Source organism: Limnohabitans sp. 2KL-27, from assembly GCF_001269345.1.
Taxonomy (GTDB): domain Bacteria; phylum Pseudomonadota; class Gammaproteobacteria; order Burkholderiales; family Burkholderiaceae_C; genus Limnohabitans_A.
The window spans coordinates 1-18,270 of sequence record NZ_CXOP01000001.1 but is presented as its reverse complement, the minus strand read 5'-3'; the positions used below and the strand labels follow the sequence as shown (position 1 = coordinate 18,270).

The 18,270-nt window shown below is 60.4% G+C and carries 18 protein-coding genes; 15 read left to right on the top strand and 3 right to left on the bottom strand.

What is annotated here, in order from left to right; translation table 11 throughout:
* Positions 1–9: 9 nt before the first annotated feature.
* A complete protein-coding gene (locus tag LHAB_RS00090) occupies positions 10–1,137 on the bottom strand; it encodes an aromatic ring-hydroxylating oxygenase subunit alpha (protein WP_090043365.1) in 1,128 nt (375 codons plus the stop codon).
* Between the two features lie 288 nt (positions 1,138–1,425).
* Between LHAB_RS00090 and LHAB_RS00085 the strand changes: the two genes are divergently transcribed.
* The 10 genes from LHAB_RS00085 (at position 1,426) to LHAB_RS00040 (ending at position 11,887) form a co-directional block, all read left to right on the top strand.
* The gene (locus LHAB_RS00085) at positions 1,426–1,680 is read left to right on the top strand and encodes an exodeoxyribonuclease VII small subunit (RefSeq protein ID WP_090043364.1); all 255 of its coding nucleotides are present in this window, start codon (positions 1,426–1,428) and stop codon (positions 1,678–1,680) included.
* A complete protein-coding gene (locus LHAB_RS00080) occupies positions 1,677–2,582 on the top strand; it encodes a polyprenyl synthetase family protein (protein WP_090043363.1) in 906 nt (301 codons plus the stop codon). The genes LHAB_RS00085 and LHAB_RS00080 overlap by 4 nt, the downstream gene beginning before the upstream one ends.
* Before the next feature lies 1 nt (position 2,583).
* A complete protein-coding gene (gene dxs, locus LHAB_RS00075) occupies positions 2,584–4,431 on the top strand; it encodes a 1-deoxy-D-xylulose-5-phosphate synthase (RefSeq protein ID WP_090043362.1) in 1,848 nt (615 codons plus the stop codon).
* Between the two features lie 185 nt (positions 4,432–4,616).
* Positions 4,617–5,696 carry a TRAP transporter substrate-binding protein gene (locus LHAB_RS00070; RefSeq protein WP_090043361.1) on the top strand — a complete coding sequence of 360 codons (1,080 nt, stop codon included), beginning with the start codon at positions 4,617–4,619 and terminating at the stop codon, positions 5,694–5,696.
* A 96-nt stretch (positions 5,697–5,792) separates the two neighbouring features.
* On the top strand, positions 5,793–6,914 hold the full coding sequence (locus LHAB_RS00065; protein WP_090043360.1) for a substrate-binding domain-containing protein: 1,122 nt from the start codon (positions 5,793–5,795) through the stop codon (positions 6,912–6,914).
* 129 nt (positions 6,915–7,043) lie between these two features.
* Positions 7,044–7,646, top strand: a complete 603-nt coding sequence (locus tag LHAB_RS00060; RefSeq protein ID WP_090043359.1) for a TRAP transporter small permease subunit — start codon at positions 7,044–7,046, stop codon at positions 7,644–7,646.
* On the top strand, positions 7,646–9,433 hold the full coding sequence (locus LHAB_RS00055) for a TRAP transporter large permease (RefSeq protein ID WP_090043358.1): 1,788 nt from the start codon (positions 7,646–7,648) through the stop codon (positions 9,431–9,433). Before LHAB_RS00060 ends, LHAB_RS00055 begins: the two co-directional genes overlap by 1 nt.
* Before the next feature lie 170 nt (positions 9,434–9,603).
* Positions 9,604–10,347 carry an ABC transporter permease gene (locus LHAB_RS00050; protein ID WP_090043357.1) on the top strand — a complete coding sequence of 248 codons (744 nt, stop codon included), beginning with the start codon at positions 9,604–9,606 and terminating at the stop codon, positions 10,345–10,347.
* Positions 10,344–11,066, top strand: a complete 723-nt coding sequence (locus LHAB_RS00045; protein WP_090043356.1) for an ATP-binding cassette domain-containing protein — start codon at positions 10,344–10,346, stop codon at positions 11,064–11,066. The genes LHAB_RS00050 and LHAB_RS00045 overlap by 4 nt, the downstream gene beginning before the upstream one ends.
* 14 nt (positions 11,067–11,080) lie before the next feature.
* Positions 11,081–11,887: an ABC transporter substrate-binding protein gene (locus LHAB_RS00040; protein ID WP_228763322.1), complete on the top strand. Its 807-nt coding sequence runs from the start codon at positions 11,081–11,083 to the stop codon at positions 11,885–11,887.
* Here LHAB_RS00040 and LHAB_RS00035 read toward each other — a convergent pair whose 3' ends face one another.
* Positions 11,888–13,012 carry a helix-turn-helix domain-containing protein gene (locus LHAB_RS00035; protein WP_090043354.1) on the bottom strand — a complete coding sequence of 375 codons (1,125 nt, stop codon included), beginning with the start codon at positions 13,010–13,012 and terminating at the stop codon, positions 11,888–11,890.
* Positions 13,013–13,165: 153 nt separating this feature from the next.
* Between LHAB_RS00035 and LHAB_RS00030 the strand changes: the two genes are divergently transcribed.
* From LHAB_RS00030 to LHAB_RS00010, 5 genes are all read left to right on the top strand, one after another.
* Complete coding sequence (locus tag LHAB_RS00030) at positions 13,166–13,642, top strand: 4Fe-4S dicluster domain-containing protein (RefSeq protein ID WP_019427650.1); 477 nt, start codon at positions 13,166–13,168, stop codon at positions 13,640–13,642.
* A gap of 23 nt (positions 13,643–13,665) precedes the next feature.
* A complete protein-coding gene (locus LHAB_RS00025; protein ID WP_090043353.1) occupies positions 13,666–15,513 on the top strand; it encodes an aldehyde ferredoxin oxidoreductase family protein in 1,848 nt (615 codons plus the stop codon).
* Between the two features lie 206 nt (positions 15,514–15,719).
* Positions 15,720–17,057 carry an NAD(P)/FAD-dependent oxidoreductase gene (locus LHAB_RS00020; protein WP_090043352.1) on the top strand — a complete coding sequence of 446 codons (1,338 nt, stop codon included), beginning with the start codon at positions 15,720–15,722 and terminating at the stop codon, positions 17,055–17,057.
* Positions 17,058–17,072: 15 nt separating this feature from the next.
* Positions 17,073–17,327 (top strand): sulfur carrier protein ThiS, encoded by a 255-nt coding sequence (locus LHAB_RS00015; protein ID WP_090043351.1) that lies wholly within the window; start codon positions 17,073–17,075, stop codon positions 17,325–17,327.
* Positions 17,328–17,353: 26 nt separating this feature from the next.
* Positions 17,354–17,653 (top strand): hypothetical protein, encoded by a 300-nt coding sequence (locus tag LHAB_RS00010; RefSeq protein ID WP_090043350.1) that lies wholly within the window; start codon positions 17,354–17,356, stop codon positions 17,651–17,653.
* A 34-nt stretch (positions 17,654–17,687) separates the two neighbouring features.
* Here LHAB_RS00010 and LHAB_RS00005 read toward each other — a convergent pair.
* Positions 17,688–18,270: IS30 family transposase (locus LHAB_RS00005; RefSeq protein ID WP_228763290.1), on the bottom strand; the 583-nt coding region annotated here is incomplete at its 5' end.

Here is an 18,270-nt window from a genome sequence, read left to right as displayed (position 1 = left end):
GGGCTGACTTCAGAGGGTGTTCATCTGCTGGCGGTACCACTCATGAAAGTGCTGCATCCCGTCTTCCATGGGGCTTTGGTAAGGACCGACCTCGTTGTCGCCACGCGCCAGCAGGGCCTTGCGGCCCGCGTCCATGCGCTCGGCAATCTCGTCGTCCTCGATGCAGGTTTCCATGTAAGCCGCTTGCTGGGCTTCGACGAACTCGCGCTCAAAGGCGACGATCTCTTCGGGGTAGTAAAACTCCACCATGTTGAGCGTCTTGTTCGGGCTGATCGGGTGCAGGGTCGACACGGTCAGCACATGCGGGTACCACTCGACCATGATGTGCGGGTAGTACGTCAGCCAGATCGCGCCGCGCTCGGGCAGTTGGCCGTTGCGGTATTTGAGCAGCACCTCGTGCCATTTTTTGTAGGTGTCCGAGCCGGGCTTGCCAAAGCCGCCCGACACACCCACGGTCTGCACCGAGTAATGTTCCTTGAACTCCCAGTTCAGGTCGTCGCAGGTGACGAACTGGCCCAGCCCCGGGTGGAAGGGGCCGACATGGTAGTCCTCGAGATAGACCTCGATGAAGGTCTTCCAGTTGTAGTGGCATTCGTGCAACTCGACCCGGTCGAGCGCATAGCCCTCAAAACTGAGCTGCGCTCTGGGGCCCATGCCCGCCAGGTCGGCAGCGATGTCTCGGCCGTTGTCTTCGAACAAGAGGCCGTTCCACGCCTGCAGCGGGTAGTTGTTCAGGTTCAGGCAGGGGTCGTGCGCAAAGTGGGGTGCGCCCAACAACTGGCCGCTGGGCGAGTAGGTCCAGCGGTGCAGCGGGCACACAATGTTGCCGCCTGCACTGCCCTTTTGCTGGGTCTGCAAGTTGCCCCGGCCGTTCAGCATCACGGCCTGGCGGTGGCGGCAGACGTTCGAGACAAGTTCGACACCGCCTTGGGCGTTGCGCACCAGGGCGCGTCCTTCTGCCTCGTGGGGCAGGGCGTAATAGTCGCCCGGCTCGGGCACGGCCAGCTGATGGCCCACATAACGGGGGCCTTGCCGAAAGAGCGTGTTCAATTCGCGCTGGAACAGCGCTTCATCGAAATAAGTGGAAACTGGTAGTTGGCTTGCGGCCTGCTGCAGTTGAAGACTTAAATCAGACATGGGTGACCTGACCTAGAGACTCCCCCTATGAAGGGGCAGGAACAAAGCGCTGTATTCAGGGAAAACCGCGCAAAAAAATGACAGGGAAACCCTGCCGATGAACGCGGATTCTACCCCGGGGGCTGGTCCTTGCTGTGCACAACGGCTCAAGCCTTGAAAAAATCAAGGTCTGCGCTTGAAGGCATGGCTGAGCCTCGCCCATATCCGTCTTGTGGACTTGACAGGGGCAACTGTCAGCCCCTTCGAGGCTTAAGGCCTAAAATCGGGTTTTTTCTTCCGGAACACCCCATGCCCAAGGCCGCCCCCACCGACCCCGCTGACGCCCCGGCAGCACCCCTGCCTGCCACGTACGAAGCGGCGCTGGCGGAGCTGGAGTCCTTGGTCGGTCAGCTCGAGTCGGGCCAAATGCCTTTGGACCAGCTCTTGACGGGCTACCAGCGCGGCGCAGCTTTGCTGGCGTTTTGCCGCGACAAGCTCAAGGCGGTGGAAGACCAGATTCAGGTCCTGGACGGCGGGCAACTCAAACCCTGGAGCGGTGCATGAGTGTTTTTGACCTCAAAGCCTGGATGCAGCCGCATCTGGACCGGGTTGAGCAGGCGCTGTCGCAAGGCATCGCCGCCGATTCGCCCGCCCAATTGGGCCAAGCCATGCGCTACGCCGTGCTCGACGGCGGCAAACGCCTGCGCCCCTTGCTGGTGCTGGCCACCGCCGAGGCCGTGGGCGATGAGGCCCGCAGCGCGGCAGCGCTCCGGGCCGCCTGCGCCATCGAGTTGATCCATGCTTATTCTTTGGTACACGATGACATGCCCTGCATGGACAACGATGTGCTGCGGCGCGGCAAACCCACGGTGCATGTGCAGTTTGGCGAGGCCCAGGCCCTGCTGGCGGGGGACGCCTTGCAGACCCTGGCCTTTGAGTTTTTGACCCCCCAGGACGCCAGCGTCAGCACTGCCGTGCAAGCCGCCTGCGTGGGTTTGTTGGCGCGGGCCTCGGGTTACCAGGGCATGGCCGGGGGGCAGGCGATAGACCTGGCCAGCGTGGGCCAGCGCCTGAGCGAAGACCAGCTGCGCCAGATGCACCGCCTCAAAACTGGGGCACTGCTGCTGTGCAGCGTGCAGATGGGCGCGGCCTGTGTGCCGGGCGTGCTCGAACCGGTTCCATCGGCTTTGAAGCGTTTCGGCGAGGCCCTGGGCCTGGCCTTTCAGGTGGTCGACGATGTCCTGGACGTGACGGCCGATTCGGCCACTCTGGGCAAGACTGCGGGCAAGGATGAAGCCGCTGACAAACCCACCTATGTCGCCCTGATGGGGCTGGATGCGGCCAAGGCCTATGCCGACAGCTTGGCGGCTCAGGCCATGCAGGCACTGGCCGATACCGGTTTGCCCGAAGCCCGTTTGGCCCCCTTGCGTGCGCTGACCGCCATGGTGGTAGAAAGAAACAACTGACATGACCGATTTGCTCAAGACCATCAACCAGCCCGCCGATCTGCGCCGCCTGCAGCGCACCGACTTGCCTCAATTGGCTGACGAGTTGCGCCACTGCGTGCTGGACAACGTGTCGAAAACCGGTGGGCACCTGAGCTCCAACTTGGGGACTGTCGAGTTGACGGTGGCTTTGCATTACGTCTTCAACACCCCAGAGGACCGCATCGTCTGGGATGTTGGGCACCAGACCTACCCGCACAAAATCCTCACAGGCCGTCGCGAGCGCATGCCCACGCTGCGCCAGTTTGGTGGTTTGTCGGGCTTTCCGCGCCGCGACGAGAGCGAGTACGACACTTTTGGCACGGCGCACTCGTCGACCAGCATTTCGGCCGCCTTGGGCATGGCCGTGGCCGCGCGCCAAAAAGGTGAATCGCGCCATTCAATTGCCGTGATTGGCGACGGCGCCATGACCGCCGGCATGGCCTTTGAGGCGCTGAACAACGCGGGCGTCGAAGAGTGCAAGCTCTTGGTGATCCTGAACGACAACGACATGTCGATCAGCCCGCCCGTGGGGGCCCTCAATCGCTACCTGGCCCAACTGATGAGCGGGCGGTTTTATTCGGCCGCCAAGGCCGGGGCCAAAAATGTGCTCAAAAATGCGCCCCCCTTGTTTGAGCTGGCCAAGCGTCTCGAGGAACACGCCAAAGGCATGGTGGTGCCCGCCACGCTGTTCGAGAAATTTGGCTTCAACTACATTGGCCCGATTGACGGGCATGACCTGGACTCGCTGATCCCGACCCTGGAGAACATCAAGCACTTGGATGGCCCGCAGTTTTTGCATGTGGTTACCAAAAAAGGCCAGGGCTATGAAAAGGCCGAAGCCGATCCGGTGGCTTACCACGGCCCCGGCAAGTTCGACCCGAATGTGGGCCTGGTGCCGGCGGTCACACCCGCCAAAACCACCTTCACCCAAGTGTTTGGCCAGTGGCTGTGCGACATGGCCGAGAAAGACATGCGCCTGGTCGGCATCACGCCCGCCATGCGCGAGGGCTCGGGCATGGTGGCTTTCCACCAGCGCTTTCCCAAGCGCTATTACGACGTGGGCATTGCCGAGCAGCACGCCGTGACCTTTGCCGCCGGTATGGCCTGCGAAGGCCTCAAGCCGGTGGTGGCCATTTACTCCACCTTTTTGCAGCGCGGCTACGACCAGCTGATCCACGACGTGGCGCTGCAAAATCTGCCGGTGGTGTTCGCACTGGACCGCGCGGGCCTGGTGGGGGCGGACGGGGCCACCCACGCGGGGGCCTACGACATCGCCTACATCCGATGCATCCCCAACATGAGCCTGGCCTGCCCGGCCGACGAGCGCGAATGCCGTCAGCTGCTGAGCACCGCTTACGCGCAAAACCACCCGGTGGCCGTGCGCTACCCGCGGGGCGCTGGCGTGGGCACCGAGCCCGGACGCGATCTGGACACCTTGCCCTTTGGCAAAGGCGAAGTGCGCCGCCAAGGCGAAAAAGTGGCCATTTTGGTTTTTGGCACCTTGCTGGCCCCGGCCTTGCAGGCTGCTGAAGCGCTCAATGCCACCGTGGTCAACATGCGCTGGGTCAAACCGCTGGATGTGGCGTTGCTGGCCCAAATCGCCCAAAGTCACGAGCGCTTGGTGACGGTGGAAGAGGGCTGCATCATGGGCGGCGCAGGCAGCGCGGTGGGCGAGGCCTTGCAGCAGCTGAACCTGCAGCGCTCGGTGTTGCACCTGGGCTTGCCCGATGAATTCATCGAGCATGGCGATCCGGCCAAGCTGTTGGCTTTGCAAGGCTTGGATGCCGCAGGCATCGAGGCTTCCATTCGACAACGTTGGGATCACTGAACGGTTTCCAGTGGGTTTCTGGATGGCCTTCTCGTTATTGCCGGTATTGCTAAAGCCCTTTAAATTTAATGATTTAGAAAAGGGTAAACCCCCACGGATTGGGGCGGGTTCGCTTTCTACAATACGGCCTGCTAGGTCAAGCGACCCTGACAACGGGTTTCAGTCATTTCACAAGGAGTTTCCCTATGGATCGTCGTTCCATCATTAAAAACGCCGGCATCGCCGGTGTTTTGGCCGCAGGTGCTGCACCTGCCGTTCACGCTCAAGCCGCCTTGCGCTGGCGTCTGACATCCAGCTTCCCCAAGGCGCTGGACACACTGTTTGGCGTGAACGACGTGTTCGCGGCCAAGGTCAAAGAGATGACCGGTGGCAAGTTTGAGATCACCACCCACGCGGCCGGTGAATTGGTGCCCGCTTTCGGCACCATCGATGCCACCAAAGACGGCACCGTGGAAATGTCCAACACCGCGCCTTACTACTACTTTGGCAAGGACGAAGTCTTTGCCCTGGGTTGCGCCATTCCTTTCGGTCTGAACAGCCGCCAGATGACGGCTTGGATGCTGCACGGCAACGGCATGAAATTGATGCGCGAGCACTACAACAACTACAACATCGTCAACTTCGTGATGGGCAACACAGGTGCCCAAATGGGTGGCTGGTTCCGTAAACCCATCAAATCGTTGAAAGACTTCAAGGGCACCAAATTCCGTGTGGGCGGCTTTGCGGGCAAAGTGGTTGAGCGCATCGGTGGCGTGCCCCAGAACATTCCTGGTGGCGAGATTTACCAAGCCCTGGAAAAAGGCACGATCGATGCCGCCGAGTGGGTGGGTCCCTACGACGACTTCAAGTTGGGCTTCCACAAAGTGGCCAAAAACTACGCGTACCCAGGTTGGTGGGAAGGCGGTCCTCAGTTGGACCTGCACATCAACAAAAAAGCTTACGAAAGCTTGTCGAGCGAGTACAAGGCCATCATCGAGGCGGCATCCAGTTTTGCAGCCACCGACATGCAAGCCCGTTACGACGCACGCAACGCAGCCGCCCTCAAGAACTTGGTGGCTGGTGGTGCCAAGCTCTTCCCATTCCCCAAGGACATGATGGATGCGGCCTTCAAAGAGTCCATGGCGTTGTACGACGAAATCGGTGCCAAGAACCCAGGCTGGAAAAAGATCTACGCCGACTACTCGGCCTTCCGCAAGGAAGCCAACCAGTGGTTCCGTTTCACCGAAGCGCGCTTCGACAGCTACATGCAATCGGCCAAGCTGTAATTCAGCCCCGCTTGCATGCACCACAAAAGGCCCTTCGGGGCCTTTTGTTTTGGCTAACGCCAGGTCAGAACACCCGCATCAGGCAAACTTCAACCCATGAAGCACATCGATCTTTCCTATCAATGGGTCCCTCCGAATATGGAGGGAACGCGCAACCGCCAAAGTCCTTTGCGCAACCCCCTCATGGATTTGCTGCAAGCGGTGCGGCAAGCCGGCTCGATCGGTGGCGCGGCCAAGCTTCTCGATTTGTCTTACCGCCATGTTTGGGGTGAGCTCAAGCGCTGGGAACAATCCTTGGGTCAGCCAATCATCGTCTGGGAGAAAGGTCAGGCCGCCCGACTGACGGGTTTTGCGGACAAGTTGTTGTGGGCCGAGCGCCAGGCGCAAGCGCGCTTGGCCCCCCAAATCAATGCCTTGCAGGCCGAGCTGGAAAAAACGTTTGCGGTGGCTTTTGACCCTGCACACCAGGCCTTGCCCATTTACGCCAGCCATGATGATGCGCTGGTCATGCTGCGCGAAGAAGCTGCGGCCCAGTCCTTGCATCTGGACCTGCGCTTTTGCGGCAGCGTTGATGCCATCCGGGCCCTGAACGAGGGGCGATGCCATGTGGCGGGCTTTCATGCGCCGTGGCAGCCCGATGCGCAGTCCCTGGTGGCCCGCACCTACAAGCCTTTGCTCAAGCCCGGGCAGCACAAGCTGATTGGTTTTGCCACGCGTTCTCAAGGCTTGATGGTGGCTCCAGGCAATCCTCTGCGCTTGAATGGCCTGGGGGATGTGGTCCATGCAAGGGTCCGCTATGTCAACCGCAGCCCCGGCACCGGTACGCGATTGCTGTTGGACCAGTGCTTGCAGGTTTTGGGCTTGCAGGCATCCGACCTGATGGGTTATGAACAAGAAGAAAACTCGCACACCGCTGTGGCCGCTTGCATTGCTGCTGGACAGGCCGACGCGGGCTTGGGCATCGCCAGTGCGGCGCAGGTGCATGGGCTCGATTTTTTGCCTTTGTACCCGGAGCGTTATTGGTTGGTGTGTCTGGCGTCGGCCCTGGACACCGAACCTGTGCGGCAATTGCGCGCCTTGCTGAGCGATCCGGCTTGGTTGGCTCGTTTGCAAGCGATGTCGGGGTACACCACCAACCAGGATGCGGGGCAGGTCCAGTCCTTGCGCAGCATGCTGCCTTGGTGGCGATTCAGATCTGAACGGATGAGCAAGGGTTAACCCCTGATTTTTGGGCCTTGAAATGCGTTCAAGGCAGCTGTCAAAAATATCAAGCCGAGCATTTTGAGTGAATGCAGGATTGCAGCTTCACACAGACTTACAATCGCGCCAGATTTTGTGGAGGACGACATGTCTTTTTTCTTGTTGATTTCGCGGGGCATTGACCGTTTGAATCAAAGCGTGGGGCTTTTCACCACTTGGTTGATTTTGGCCACGACCTTGATCAGTGCGGGCAACGCCATTGTGCGAAAGGCGTTTGATTCGAGTTCGAACGCGCTGCTGGAGATCCAGTGGTACCTGTTTGCGGCGGTGTTTTTGTTGGGTGCCGGTTACGGCCTGCTCAAAAACTCGCATGTGCGCATTGATTTCATCTCGTCCATGCTGACCCCGCGCACGCGCAACTGGATTGACGTGGGCGGCATCTTGCTGGCCTTGTTCCCTTTTTGCGCCATTTGCATTTACCTGTCTTGGCCCTTGTTCATGCAGGCTTACAACACGGGTGAAATGTCATCCAACGCTGGTGGCTTGATCCGCTGGCCTGTGTATGCGCTGGTGCCTGCCGGTTTTGCCTTGCTCATGCTGCAAGGCGTGTCTGAATTGATCAAGCGATTGGACTTTTTGTTGGGGCAGGGCGAAGACGTTTTGTCGTCTGAAGAGACCATGTCGGATGAGCAAAAGGAACTTTTGGAACTTGAAAAAATTGCGCAACAGCAAGCGCAGGGAGCACGTTGATGGAAGCGACTTTTTTGGCACAGAACTTTGTGCCCATCATGTTTGGCGGCCTCTTGGTGCTGTTGCTCACCGGTTTTCCGGTGGCTTTTGCCTTGGCCGCTTGTGGTCTGGGATTCGGTTTCATTGGCATGGAGGCCGGGCTGTTTCCGCCCTCTTTGTTCCAGGCCCTGCCGCTGCGCATTTTCGGCATCATGCAAAACGACACTTTGCTGGCCATCCCGTTTTTCACCTTCATGGGCATCATCTTGCAAAAATCCGGCATGGCCGAGGACCTGCTGGAGACCGTGGGCCAGGTGTTTGGTCCGGTGCGCGGTGGCGTGGCCATCGCGGTGATTTTGGTGGGGGCCTTGCTGGCTGCGACCACGGGTGTGGTGGCCGCTGCCGTGATTTCCATGGGCCTGATCTCTTTGCCCATCATGCTGCGCTACGGATACAGCCGGGTGATCGCCACTGGCGCCATCACCGCGTCCGGCACTTTGGCGCAGGCCATTCCTCCTTCCTTGGTCTTGATTGTGCTGGCCGATCAGTTGGGCCGTTCGGTCGGTGACATGTATGCGGGTGCGCTGTTGCCCGGCTTGCTGCTGGTGGGCTTGTATGTGCTTTTCATCGTGGTGGTGGCGATTTTCAAGCCCGCCATGGTGCCAGCTCTGCCGCCAGAGGCGCGCATCTACCGCGAAGCCAATGGCAAATCGGGCCATGTGTCCCTGATGTTCCTGATGATCTTGTGCGTGGTGGTGGGTTATGCCTGGGCCTCGGCACACAACAGCATCATGACGGCATGGTTGGACCGCTCACAAGATGCGCCCGGTGATGAAGTGGTCATCATGTCCATGACCGTAGCCTCTTTGGTTGCACTGGCTTTGGCCATCGTCAACCGCGTCACCGGCATGGGCTTGTTGTCCAAATTGGCCGAGCAGGTCACATTTGTCTTGATGCCCCCGCTGATTTTGATCTTTTTGGTGCTGGGCACCATCTTCCTCGGCGTGGCCACGCCCACCGAAGGCGGTGCGATGGGGGCTTTGGGTGCCTTGATTCTGGCCATGGGCAAGCGCCGCATGGACAAGCCTTTGATGAACCAGGCCTTGGAGAGCACAGCCAAGCTGGCCTCGTTCGTCCTGTTCATCCTGATCGGCTCCACCGTGTTCAGCTTTACCTTCAATGCGGCCGACGGTCACATTTGGGTAGAGCACCTGTTTGTCGACATGCCCGGTGGTGCGATTGGCTTCTTGATCGTGGTGAACATCCTGATTTTCATCCTGGGATGTTTCATTGACTTCTTCGAGATCGCATTCATCGTCATTCCGATCCTGGCCCCAGTGGCTGAGAAAATCTTGCCCGGACTGGTGCCTGGCATGACGCCCGACCAGGCCATGATCTGGTTCGGGGTGATCGTGGCGATGAACCTTCAGACCTCGTTCTTGACGCCACCCTTCGGTTTTGCTTTGTTCTACTTGCGCAGCGTCGCACCCAAGAACGATTACAAAGACCGCGTCACGGGGGAGAACATCAAGGCGGTGACCACCACCGAAATCTACAAAGGCTCGATCGCGTTCATCGTGCTCCAGTTGATCATGGTGGCCGCCATCATCATGGTCCCCTCCTTGGTCACCGGTGGCCTGCAAGAGGGGGTCAAAGTGGATGCTGATGCCGCCTTGGAGCAGATGCTTGAGAGCGAAAGTCAGACGCAAGATGACCAAGCCGATGACCTCAAGCCTGAAGGTGAGGATGCACCGGAGGATGATCCTGCCAAAGCCTTGGAAGCCGACATGAAGGCTGAAAAGAAGTAAAGCTGGCGCACAAGCCGCCCACAAAAAGCCCGGTTCGCCGGGCTTTTTTGTGGGCTTCGATCGCTGTTCCTCTTGTGTTGGGTCAATTGATGCGGCCTATGCAAAGTAATTCATAGTGGACACCCCTCATGACTTGCCGGGTGCTTGTCACGTAGCATCCAGAGCGCTGTATGAACACCTTCTCCGACAGCGTCCAGGCGGCGCTGCATCTCATCACTTCCTTCGATAACGCGCTTTGGGTGGTCGTCATTCGGTCTTTGGCCGTGAGTGCCACGGCTTGCTTGCTGGCCTATGGCGTGGGTGTGGCCTTGGGCGCCTGGCTGGCCGTCTCGCGTTTTCGCGGCAGGGGTGCCGTGCTGGTGGGTTTGAACACTTTGCTGGCGCTGCCTTCTGTGGTGGTGGGCTTGGTGGTGTATCTGCTGCTGTCTCGCACCGGGCCTTTGGGTTTTTTGGGCTGGATGTTCAGTTTCAAGGCCATGGTGCTGGCCCAGTTCATTTTGGTGGTGCCCGTGGTTGCAGCGCTCACGCGCCAGGTGGTCGAAGACGTGGAGCGCCAGCATGGCGAGCAGTGGGCTTCGCTCGGCGCTGGGCCTTGGCTGCGCAGCTTGCTGCTGGCCTGGGACGAACGGCTGGCCTTGCTCACCATTGGCGTGACCGCCTTTGGCCGCGCCATCTCGGAGGTGGGCGCGGTGATGATTGTGGGCGGCAACATCGACGGCTTCACGCGGGTCATGACCACCGCCATTGCATTGGAAACCAGCAAGGGCGATTTGCCGCTGGCGCTGGGGCTGGGTATGGTCTTGCTGGCGGTGGTGCTGCTGCTCAATGCGCTGGTGGCAGGGCTACGCCTGTTGGGTGAGCGGCGCAACGCCCGACCCGCGCCAGTGGACCGCGAGCCAGGGGCGCTGGCATGAGCACTGTGCAAATCAGCTTGAACGCCGTGAGCGTGCACCTGGGGGCGCAAGCAGCCTTGACGGGCGTGAGCTTGCGCATCGAGGCTGGCGAGCGCGTGGCGCTGGTGGGCGCCAATGGCTCGGGCAAAAGCACTTTGCTGCGCACCTTGCATGGTTTGGTGCCGCCCACGCAAGGCCAGGTGCTGCAAGCACCGGGAATGCGCCAGGCCATGTTGTTCCAAAGGCCGCATTTGTTGCGTCTGTCGGCACAGAACAACGTGGCGCTGGGCTTGTGGCTGGACCGCGCACGGGGCCTGTCTTGGTCTGCCGCCAAAGCGCTGGCGCTCCAGGCCATGGAGCGCGTGGGTTTGCAGTCTGTGGCGCAGCAAAACGGCCGCCAGTTGTCGGGCGGGCAGCAGCAGCGCTTGGCCTTAGCCCGCGCTTGGGCGCGGCACCCCGATGTGCTGCTGCTGGATGAACCCACGGCCAGCCTGGACCCGCATGCCAAACGCGAAGTCGAAGCCCTGATGGCCGAATTTGCCTGTGCGCCAGAACGGCCCTTGACCTTGGTCTGGGCCAGCCACAACCTGGGCCAAGTCAAGCGCTTGGCCACCCGCGTCATTTATCTGGAGTTCGGTCATGTGATGGCCGACTTGCCTGTGGCCGATTTTTTCAACCCCGAACTGCTGGCTGAACACAGCCCGGCAGCCCATGCTTTTGTTCAAGGAGAACTTTCATGACCTTTCCATCTTCTATGACCCGTCGCGCCTTGGTGTGTGCGGTTTTGGCCACCACCTCGATCACCTCAATTTCGGCACAAGCCCAGTCCATCGTGATGTCGTCCACCACCTCGACCGAGCAGTCGGGCTTGTTTGCGCACCTGCTGCCCGCCTTCAAAAAGGCCAGCGGCTTGGATGTGAAAGTCGTGGCCCTGGGCACAGGCCAAGCGCTGGACATGGCCCGGCGCGGTGATGCCGATGTGGTGTTTGTGCACGACCAAGTGGCCGAAGACAAATTTGTGGCCGATGGTTTTGGCCTCAAGCGCTTGCCTGTGATGTACAACGACTTTGTGCTGATCGGCCCCAAGGCCGACCCGGCGGCGACCAAAGGCAAAGACATTGTGGCGGCCTTGGCCAAGTTGTCGACAGGCAACGCAGCCTTTGTGTCGCGCGGTGACAAGAGCGGCACACACGCGGCCGAGCTGCGTTTTTGGAAGATGGCCAACTTAACCGAGAAAAAAGGCAGTGGCTACAAAGAGTGCGGCTGCGGCATGGGCCCGGCTTTGAACATCGCGGCGTCTTCGGGCGCCTATGTGTTGGCCGACCGCGCCACTTGGCTCAACTTCAAAAATCGCGCCGATCTGGCCATTTTGGTGGAGGGTGACCAACGTCTCTTCAACCAATACGGCGTGATGGTCGTCAACCCCGCCAAACATGCGCACGTCAAACAGGCCGATGCGCAGAAGTTTGTCGACTGGATCACCTCGGCCGCTGGGCAGGGGGTGATTGCCGATTACAAAATTGGTGGTGAACAGCTGTTCTTCCCTAATGCTGGCAAGTGATCAGACTTTGGGTAAGCCAAGTTTGCGGTAAACCGTGGCGCGGCTTATGCCTAGGCAACGTGCGGCTTCGGCCACGTTGCCACGTGCTTGCTGGACGGCTTCGCGGATCATCTCGGTCTGCACGTCCTTGAGGGGTTTGGCCATCGCCTGAGCACGTTCTGAGGTCTTCGCGCTGTGCGCGGCCGCTGGGCGGGTGCCCGGGCGAAGGGCTTGGGTTTGCAAACGCAGGCCTGACCACAGCGGCAACTCTTGCGCACTGGCCTGGCGGCTGGCCGCATCGAACAGGTTTTCCCAGGGTGAGGCAAACACCTCACTGGCGTGCAGCGTGTGGCCGCCGGTGCCGGGGCCCATGGCCAACATTTGCCGCGCCGTGGGGTTGGCCCCCACGATCTGGCCGTTGTGGTCGAGTGTGATCAGGCCATCGCTGTCGTCCCCGGGCTGGTTGCCGGGCCAGTTCAGGCGCAGCACCAGAGCGTGATCGGTGGACAGCAGCCAGCTGTTTTCGATGCTGCGGGCTGAGCGGCGCACCAGGTGTTTGAGGGCAGGGCGCTCGGTGGTTTCGATGCCCGTCAGGTCGAGCATGCCAGCGCAAAGGCCATCCGGGCCGAAAACCGGTGCTCCGGCACAGCTGTAGACCCCCGTGTCCTGAAAGAAATGTTCGCCCCGGTGCAACCACACGGGCTGCAGTTCGGTCAGGGCGGCGCTGATGGCCGTGGTGCCCACGGCTTTTTCTGACAGGTCCACGCCCACACGGGCGATCACCTCGGCACGGCGGTCTCGCCGGTCCACCGGTCCGTGCACATCCACCACGATACCTTGGGCATTGGTCAGGATGGCGAAATAGCGGATGTCGGCAATGGCCCGTGCCAGTTCAACCAGCACCGGCTGGGCCGCCTGCACCAAGGGGCGGCTGGCTTCTTGCACGCGGCGCATGTGCTGGGCTGAGATGGCGTCAAAGCCCACGGCCTGGCCCGGCTGCAGGCCCATGGACAGGCAGCGCTGCCAGGACTGGGCAATCCAGGGGGGCACGCCGCTGCCCTGTGCCTCGGATCTGCCCTGAAACACCAGGTCACGGGCTCGTTCGATCCGCTGCAAGCGGTCACTGTGGTGGGCAGTCAGAGGCATGTCAGATGTGTATCAAGCTGAGAATTTTTGCGTCAACCCTGATAAACCTAGGGTTAATCCGCATCGGTTTACTGGGCGATGCGCCAACAATGGCTATGCATTCTGATTCATAAGCGCGTGCTTGAAAAGTCCGCCACACCACAGGAGATCCCCATGCAGAAAGTCCTGCACATCAATCCGGACAAATGTACCGGCTGCTTGCAGTGCGAAATGGCCTGTTCTTTCGAGAACTACGGCACTTACGCGACCTCCAAATCTCGCATCAAGGTGTTTGATTTCCATCACACCGGCAAAAAAGTCCCTTACACCTGCACCCAGTGCGACGAAGCCTGGTGTCTCCATGCTTGCCCTGTGGAAGCTATCACCGTGGACAAAGCCACAGGCGCCAAAGTGGTCAACGAGTCCACCTGTGTGGGCTGCAAGGTCTGCACCATCGCCTGCCCGTTTGGCACCATCAACTACGTGCAGGAAACCGGCAAAGTCCAAAAGTGCGACCTGTGCGGTGGCGATCCGGCCTGTGCCGATGCTTGCCCGACTGGCGCCATCACTTTTGTGGACGCCAACTGGACCGGCATCGACAAGATGAAGCAGTGGGCCGACAAGTTGGGCAATCAGCCCTCGGCCTCTTAAATCCCCCCACAAGGAGCATCAACATGTCTTGGGCTGGAAAAATTCTTCGCGTCAACCTCACGGCTGGCACCGTCAAATCCGAACCGCTGAACATGGAGTGGGCCAAAGCCTACCTCGGCTCACGCGGTCTGGGTAGCAAATACCTGATCAGCGAGATCGACCCCAAAGTCGATCCCTTGTCGGCTGACAACAAAATCGTTTGGGCCACGGGCCCACTGACCGGCACCATGGCCTCCACCGGTGGCCGCTACACCGTCATCACCAAGAGCCCGCTCACCGGCGCGATCGCTTGCTCCAACTCGGGCGGTTACTGGGGCGCTGAGCTCAAAATGGCCGGCTGGGACATGGTCATTTTTGAAGGTGCATCGGCCAAGCCCGTGTACCTGCACATCAACGACGACGAAGCCGAGTTGCGCGATGCGAGCCACCTGTGGGGCCAAAGCGTCTGGAAGACCGAGGAAATCCTCAAGTCCAGCTTGCAAGACCCCTTGCTGCGCGTCTGCAGCATTGGCAAGGCCGGTGAAAACGGCGTGCTGTATGCCGCTGTGGTGAACGACCTGCACCGTGCGGCGGGCCGTTCGGGCGTGGGCACCGTGATGGGCAGCAAGAACCTCAAAGCCATCGCGGTGCGCGGCACCAAAGGCGTGGGCAATATGCAAAACCCCAAGGCTTTCATGGCTGCGGCCAAGGCAGCCAAAAAGGTGTTGGCCGACAACGCCGTCACAGGCCAAGGTTTGCCTGCTTACGGCACCCAGGTGCTGATGAACGTGATCAACGAAGTGGGCGGCTTGCCCACACGCAACCACCGCGACGTGCAGTTTGAAAGCGCCAAAGACATCTCGGCCGAAGCCATGGTCACGCCCCGTGAGACCGATGGCAAAAAGCACCTGGTGACCAACCAAGCCTGCTTTGGTTGCACCATCGCCTGCGGTCGCATCAGCAAGATGGACGAGGGCCACTTCTCGGTCAAGAACAAGCCCGAGTATTGGGGTGCCAACGGCGGCCTGGAATACGAAGCAGCCTGGGCGCTGGGTGCGGCCAACGGCGTGAAAGACTTGGAAGCCCTGCAGTACGCCAACATGATCTGCAACGAAGAAGGCTTTGACCCGATCAGCTTCGGTGCCACCATCGGTGCCGTGATGGAGCTGTACGAAATGGGCGTGCTGACCAAAGAGCAAATCGGTGTGGAAGCCCCCTTTGGCTCGGCTGAAGCGCTGTGCGAGTTTGTTGACATGACAGCCAAGGGCATCGGTTTTGGCAAGGAAATTGGCATGGGCTCCAAGCGCCTGACCGCCAAATACGGCCACCCCGATTTGTCCATGAGCGTCAAGGGCCAGGAGTTCCCGGCCTACGACGGCCGTGTGATCCAAGGCATTGGCTTGGCTTACGCCACATCCAACCGTGGTGCTTGCCACCTGCGCGGCTACACCATCGCCTCTGAAGTGCTGGGCATCCCGGTCAAGACCGAGCCCACCGAGCACGAAGGCAAGCCAGAATTGGTCAAGGCCTTCCAAGACGCGACAGCCGCTTTTGACTCGGCCGGTATTTGCGTGTTCACCAGCTTTGCCTGGACACTGGCTGACGTGGCCCCTCAGGTGCAAGCCGCTTGCGGTGAAGAGTTCACCATGGAGCACTTGAACCACATCGGCGAGCGCATCTGGAACATGGAGCGCGACTTCAACAACGCCGCCGGCTTCACCAAGGCCGACGACAACCTGCCCAAGCGCCTGATGACCGAAGCCGCCAAAACCGGCCCCGGCAAAGGCATGGTCAGCAAGTTGGATGAAATGCTGCCCAAGTACTACGACGCCCGCGGCTGGGATGGCGAAGGCCGTCCGACATCGGCCACTCGGGAGCGTCTGGGTTTGTGAGATGGCAGCCCACTGCGCTGGCTGTGACCTTTAAGTCATCGCAAGCGCAGCGCGGCGATCCATGGACTGCCGCGCTAAGCTCGCAGTGACGAAGTTTTCCCGCCATGCTTGCAGTGAAAAACCCGGTCATTGCGAGCGCAGCGTGGCAATCTGGCCTTTCATTTCCAGCGGCCCTTGGGCCGCTGCCCGTTTATGGAAACTGAACCATGCACCACCTGATCTTGGGCGCCGGCCCTGCCGGCGTGATCGCCGCCGAAACCCTGCGCAAGCACGCCCCCGCCGACACCATCACCCTGGTGGGTGACGAGCCCGATGCGCCGTATTCGCGCATGGCCATCCCTTATTTGCTGATCGGCAACATTGAAGAGCAGGGCACCTACCTGCGCAAGAGCGCCACCCACTTTGACGATCTGCGCATCACGCAAGTCAAGGCCAAGGTGACCCGCGTCGATGCGGCAAGCAAAACGGTGCAGCTGGACAACGGCCAGTCGATGGCTTTTGACAAGCTCTTGATCGCCACCGGCTCGCACCCTGTGCGCCCGCCGATTGCGGGCATGGACTTGCCCGGCGTGCACCCGTGCTGGACGCTGGAAGACGCCCGCGCCATTCAGGCGCTGGCCAAGCCCGGTGCTCGTGTGCTGCAAATGGGCGCGGGCTTCATTGGCTGCATCATCATGGAAGCGCTGGCCGCGCGTGGCGTCAAGCTGAGCGTGGTGGAGATGGGCGACCGCATGGTGCCCCGCATGATGGGCCCGGTGGCCGGCGGCATGATCCGCGACTGGTGCGAGGCCAAAGGCGTGCAGGTGTTCACCGGCACCAAGGTGGAAGCCATCAGCCAAGGCGCTGAAAAAGGCTTGCTCGGCAAGTTGGCGTCTGCGGTGGGCTTGGCCTCTGACGATGCGGGTGGCCCGCTGCAGGTCCGCTTGTCCAATGGTCAAACCGTCGAAGCCGATCTGGTCATCAGCGCGACGGGTGTGCGCCCAGCGATTGGCTTTTTGAAGGACAGCGGCATCACCTGCCTGCAAGGCGTGTTGACCGACCAACACCTGCAAACGAATGTGCCCGGCATTTACGCCGCAGGCGACTGCGCTGAAGCGTTTGACATGGTCAGCGGCAAAACGATTGTGAGCGCCATCCAGCCCAACGCCGCCGAGCAGGCCCGTGTGGCCGCGCTCAACATGCTGGGCCAAAAGACCGAGCTCAAAGGCGTCACCCAAATCAACGTGCTCGACACCCTGGGATTGATCTCCACCAGTTTTGGCAACTGGGAAGGCGTGGCCGGAGGCCAGTCGGCCGTGTTGACCGACAAGGCTGCGGGTCGTCACCTGAGCCTGCAGTTCAAGGACGATGTGATGGTTGGCTGCAACAGCGTGGGCTGGACCGAGCATGTGGGTGTGATGCGCGGCTTGGTGGAAGGCCAGGTGCATTTGGGCGACTGGAAAGACCGCCTGATGCACGACCCGACCAAGCTGATGGACGCCTATCTCGATTGCGCACAGGGTCAAGGGCGATGGAGCGGTGCGCAAGACGCACGCCGCCGATGAAGTGACAATCTGCGCATGAACATCACTTTCAAACTGTTTGCCACGCTGACCGACTACTTGCCCCCCGAAGCCCGGCGCAGCAACCAGGTCACGCTGGATGTGGCGCAGGATGCCAGCATCAGCCAGATCATCGAGCCCTTTGGCATGCCGCCGAAGCTGGTGCACCTGGTGTTGGTCAACGGCAAATACATCAAACCAGAAGACCGAGGCACCACCACCTTGGTCGAAGGCGATGTGCTCGCCATCTGGCCCCCGGTGGCCGGTGGTTGAGCACAGCACACGCGGCGACCCGACCCATGCAGTCCCACTACCCCGAGCGCTTTGAGCGCGACATGGGCACCAGCGAAACCGAATGGTTGACCGCCTTGCCCCGGGCTTTGGGCGAGCACGCCTTTGAACTGGAAACCGGCCAAGCACGCGTGCACATCGGTGACGGCCATCTGCAATTGCAATGGCGCATCCTGCCCCCACGCGTGATCGCGCTGCTGCGCCTGCAGCGGTTGGCCGTGTCTTTTGTGTTTGAGGGCGTGCAAGAAGATGCGCGTCAAAGCTTCATGAAGCGTTTTGATTTGACGATGCAGCGGGGTGGGGGGTGAGGGTGTTGGCGAGTGGCTGTAACAGGCGGCGGATTCAACTGGTCAGTGCAACACATTCGCTGAACATCTCAGCGGGCGTTTGGAAGCCGAGCGTTTTGCGCGGCCTCTCGTTTAATTGTCGTGCAATTGCGTTGAGCTGAATTTGAGAGTAGCCAGACAGGTTCATGCCTTTGGGCAGGTACTGCCTGAGCAACCCATTTGTGTTCTCGTTGCTGCCACGTTGCCAGGGACTTTTGGGATCGCAGAAGTAGACTTGGATGTCGGTTGCCATCGTGAATTTCTTGTGCCCGTGCATCTCCGTGCCACGATCCCAAGTCAGTGATTTATAGAGCTCTTGCGGTAACCTTCGAGCGCTCTTGATAAGGGCGTTGACCACTGTCTGCGAATCCTTGCCATCGAGCTTGATCAGCATCAGATATCGCGTCTGGCGCTCAACAAGCGTTGCGACCTGGCTGTTGCCACTTCCAAATACCAAGTCGCCTTCCCAATGGCCAGGAATCGCACGGTCTTCGACGCAGGCAAGTCCACGTTGTTCAACCTGATCAGCGGCCGCTTTGGCCCCACCAGTGGCGAGATTTTGCTCAATGGGCTGGCCATCCAGAACAAGACGCCTTATG

Bases quoted from the DNA above. Each gene is read 5' to 3' on its own strand.
- LHAB_RS00090 (WP_090043365.1), bottom strand. From the start codon at position 1,137: ATGTCTGATTTAAGTCTTCAACTGCAGCAGGCCGCAAGCCAACTACCA.
- LHAB_RS00065 (WP_090043360.1), top strand. From the start codon at position 5,793: ATGAAGCACATCGATCTTTCCTATCAATGGGTCCCTCCGAATATGGAG.
- LHAB_RS00080 (WP_090043363.1), top strand. From the start codon at position 1,677: ATGAGTGTTTTTGACCTCAAAGCCTGGATGCAGCCGCATCTGGACCGG.
- LHAB_RS00040 (WP_228763322.1), top strand. From the start codon at position 11,081: ATGACCCGTCGCGCCTTGGTGTGTGCGGTTTTGGCCACCACCTCGATC.
- LHAB_RS00025 (WP_090043353.1), top strand. From the start codon at position 13,666: ATGTCTTGGGCTGGAAAAATTCTTCGCGTCAACCTCACGGCTGGCACC.
- LHAB_RS00035 (WP_090043354.1), bottom strand. From the start codon at position 13,012: ATGCCTCTGACTGCCCACCACAGTGACCGCTTGCAGCGGATCGAACGA.
- LHAB_RS00055 (WP_090043358.1), top strand. From the start codon at position 7,646: ATGGAAGCGACTTTTTTGGCACAGAACTTTGTGCCCATCATGTTTGGC.
- LHAB_RS00030 (WP_019427650.1), top strand. From the start codon at position 13,166: ATGCAGAAAGTCCTGCACATCAATCCGGACAAATGTACCGGCTGCTTG.
- LHAB_RS00070 (WP_090043361.1), top strand. From the start codon at position 4,617: ATGGATCGTCGTTCCATCATTAAAAACGCCGGCATCGCCGGTGTTTTG.
- LHAB_RS00085 (WP_090043364.1), top strand. From the start codon at position 1,426: ATGCCCAAGGCCGCCCCCACCGACCCCGCTGACGCCCCGGCAGCACCC.
- LHAB_RS00045 (WP_090043356.1), top strand. From the start codon at position 10,344: ATGAGCACTGTGCAAATCAGCTTGAACGCCGTGAGCGTGCACCTGGGG.
- LHAB_RS00015 (WP_090043351.1), top strand. From the start codon at position 17,073: ATGAACATCACTTTCAAACTGTTTGCCACGCTGACCGACTACTTGCCC.
- dxs (WP_090043362.1), top strand. From the start codon at position 2,584: ATGACCGATTTGCTCAAGACCATCAACCAGCCCGCCGATCTGCGCCGC.
- LHAB_RS00020 (WP_090043352.1), top strand. From the start codon at position 15,720: ATGCACCACCTGATCTTGGGCGCCGGCCCTGCCGGCGTGATCGCCGCC.
- LHAB_RS00060 (WP_090043359.1), top strand. From the start codon at position 7,044: ATGTCTTTTTTCTTGTTGATTTCGCGGGGCATTGACCGTTTGAATCAA.
- LHAB_RS00050 (WP_090043357.1), top strand. From the start codon at position 9,604: ATGAACACCTTCTCCGACAGCGTCCAGGCGGCGCTGCATCTCATCACT.
- LHAB_RS00010 (WP_090043350.1), top strand. From the start codon at position 17,354: ATGCAGTCCCACTACCCCGAGCGCTTTGAGCGCGACATGGGCACCAGC.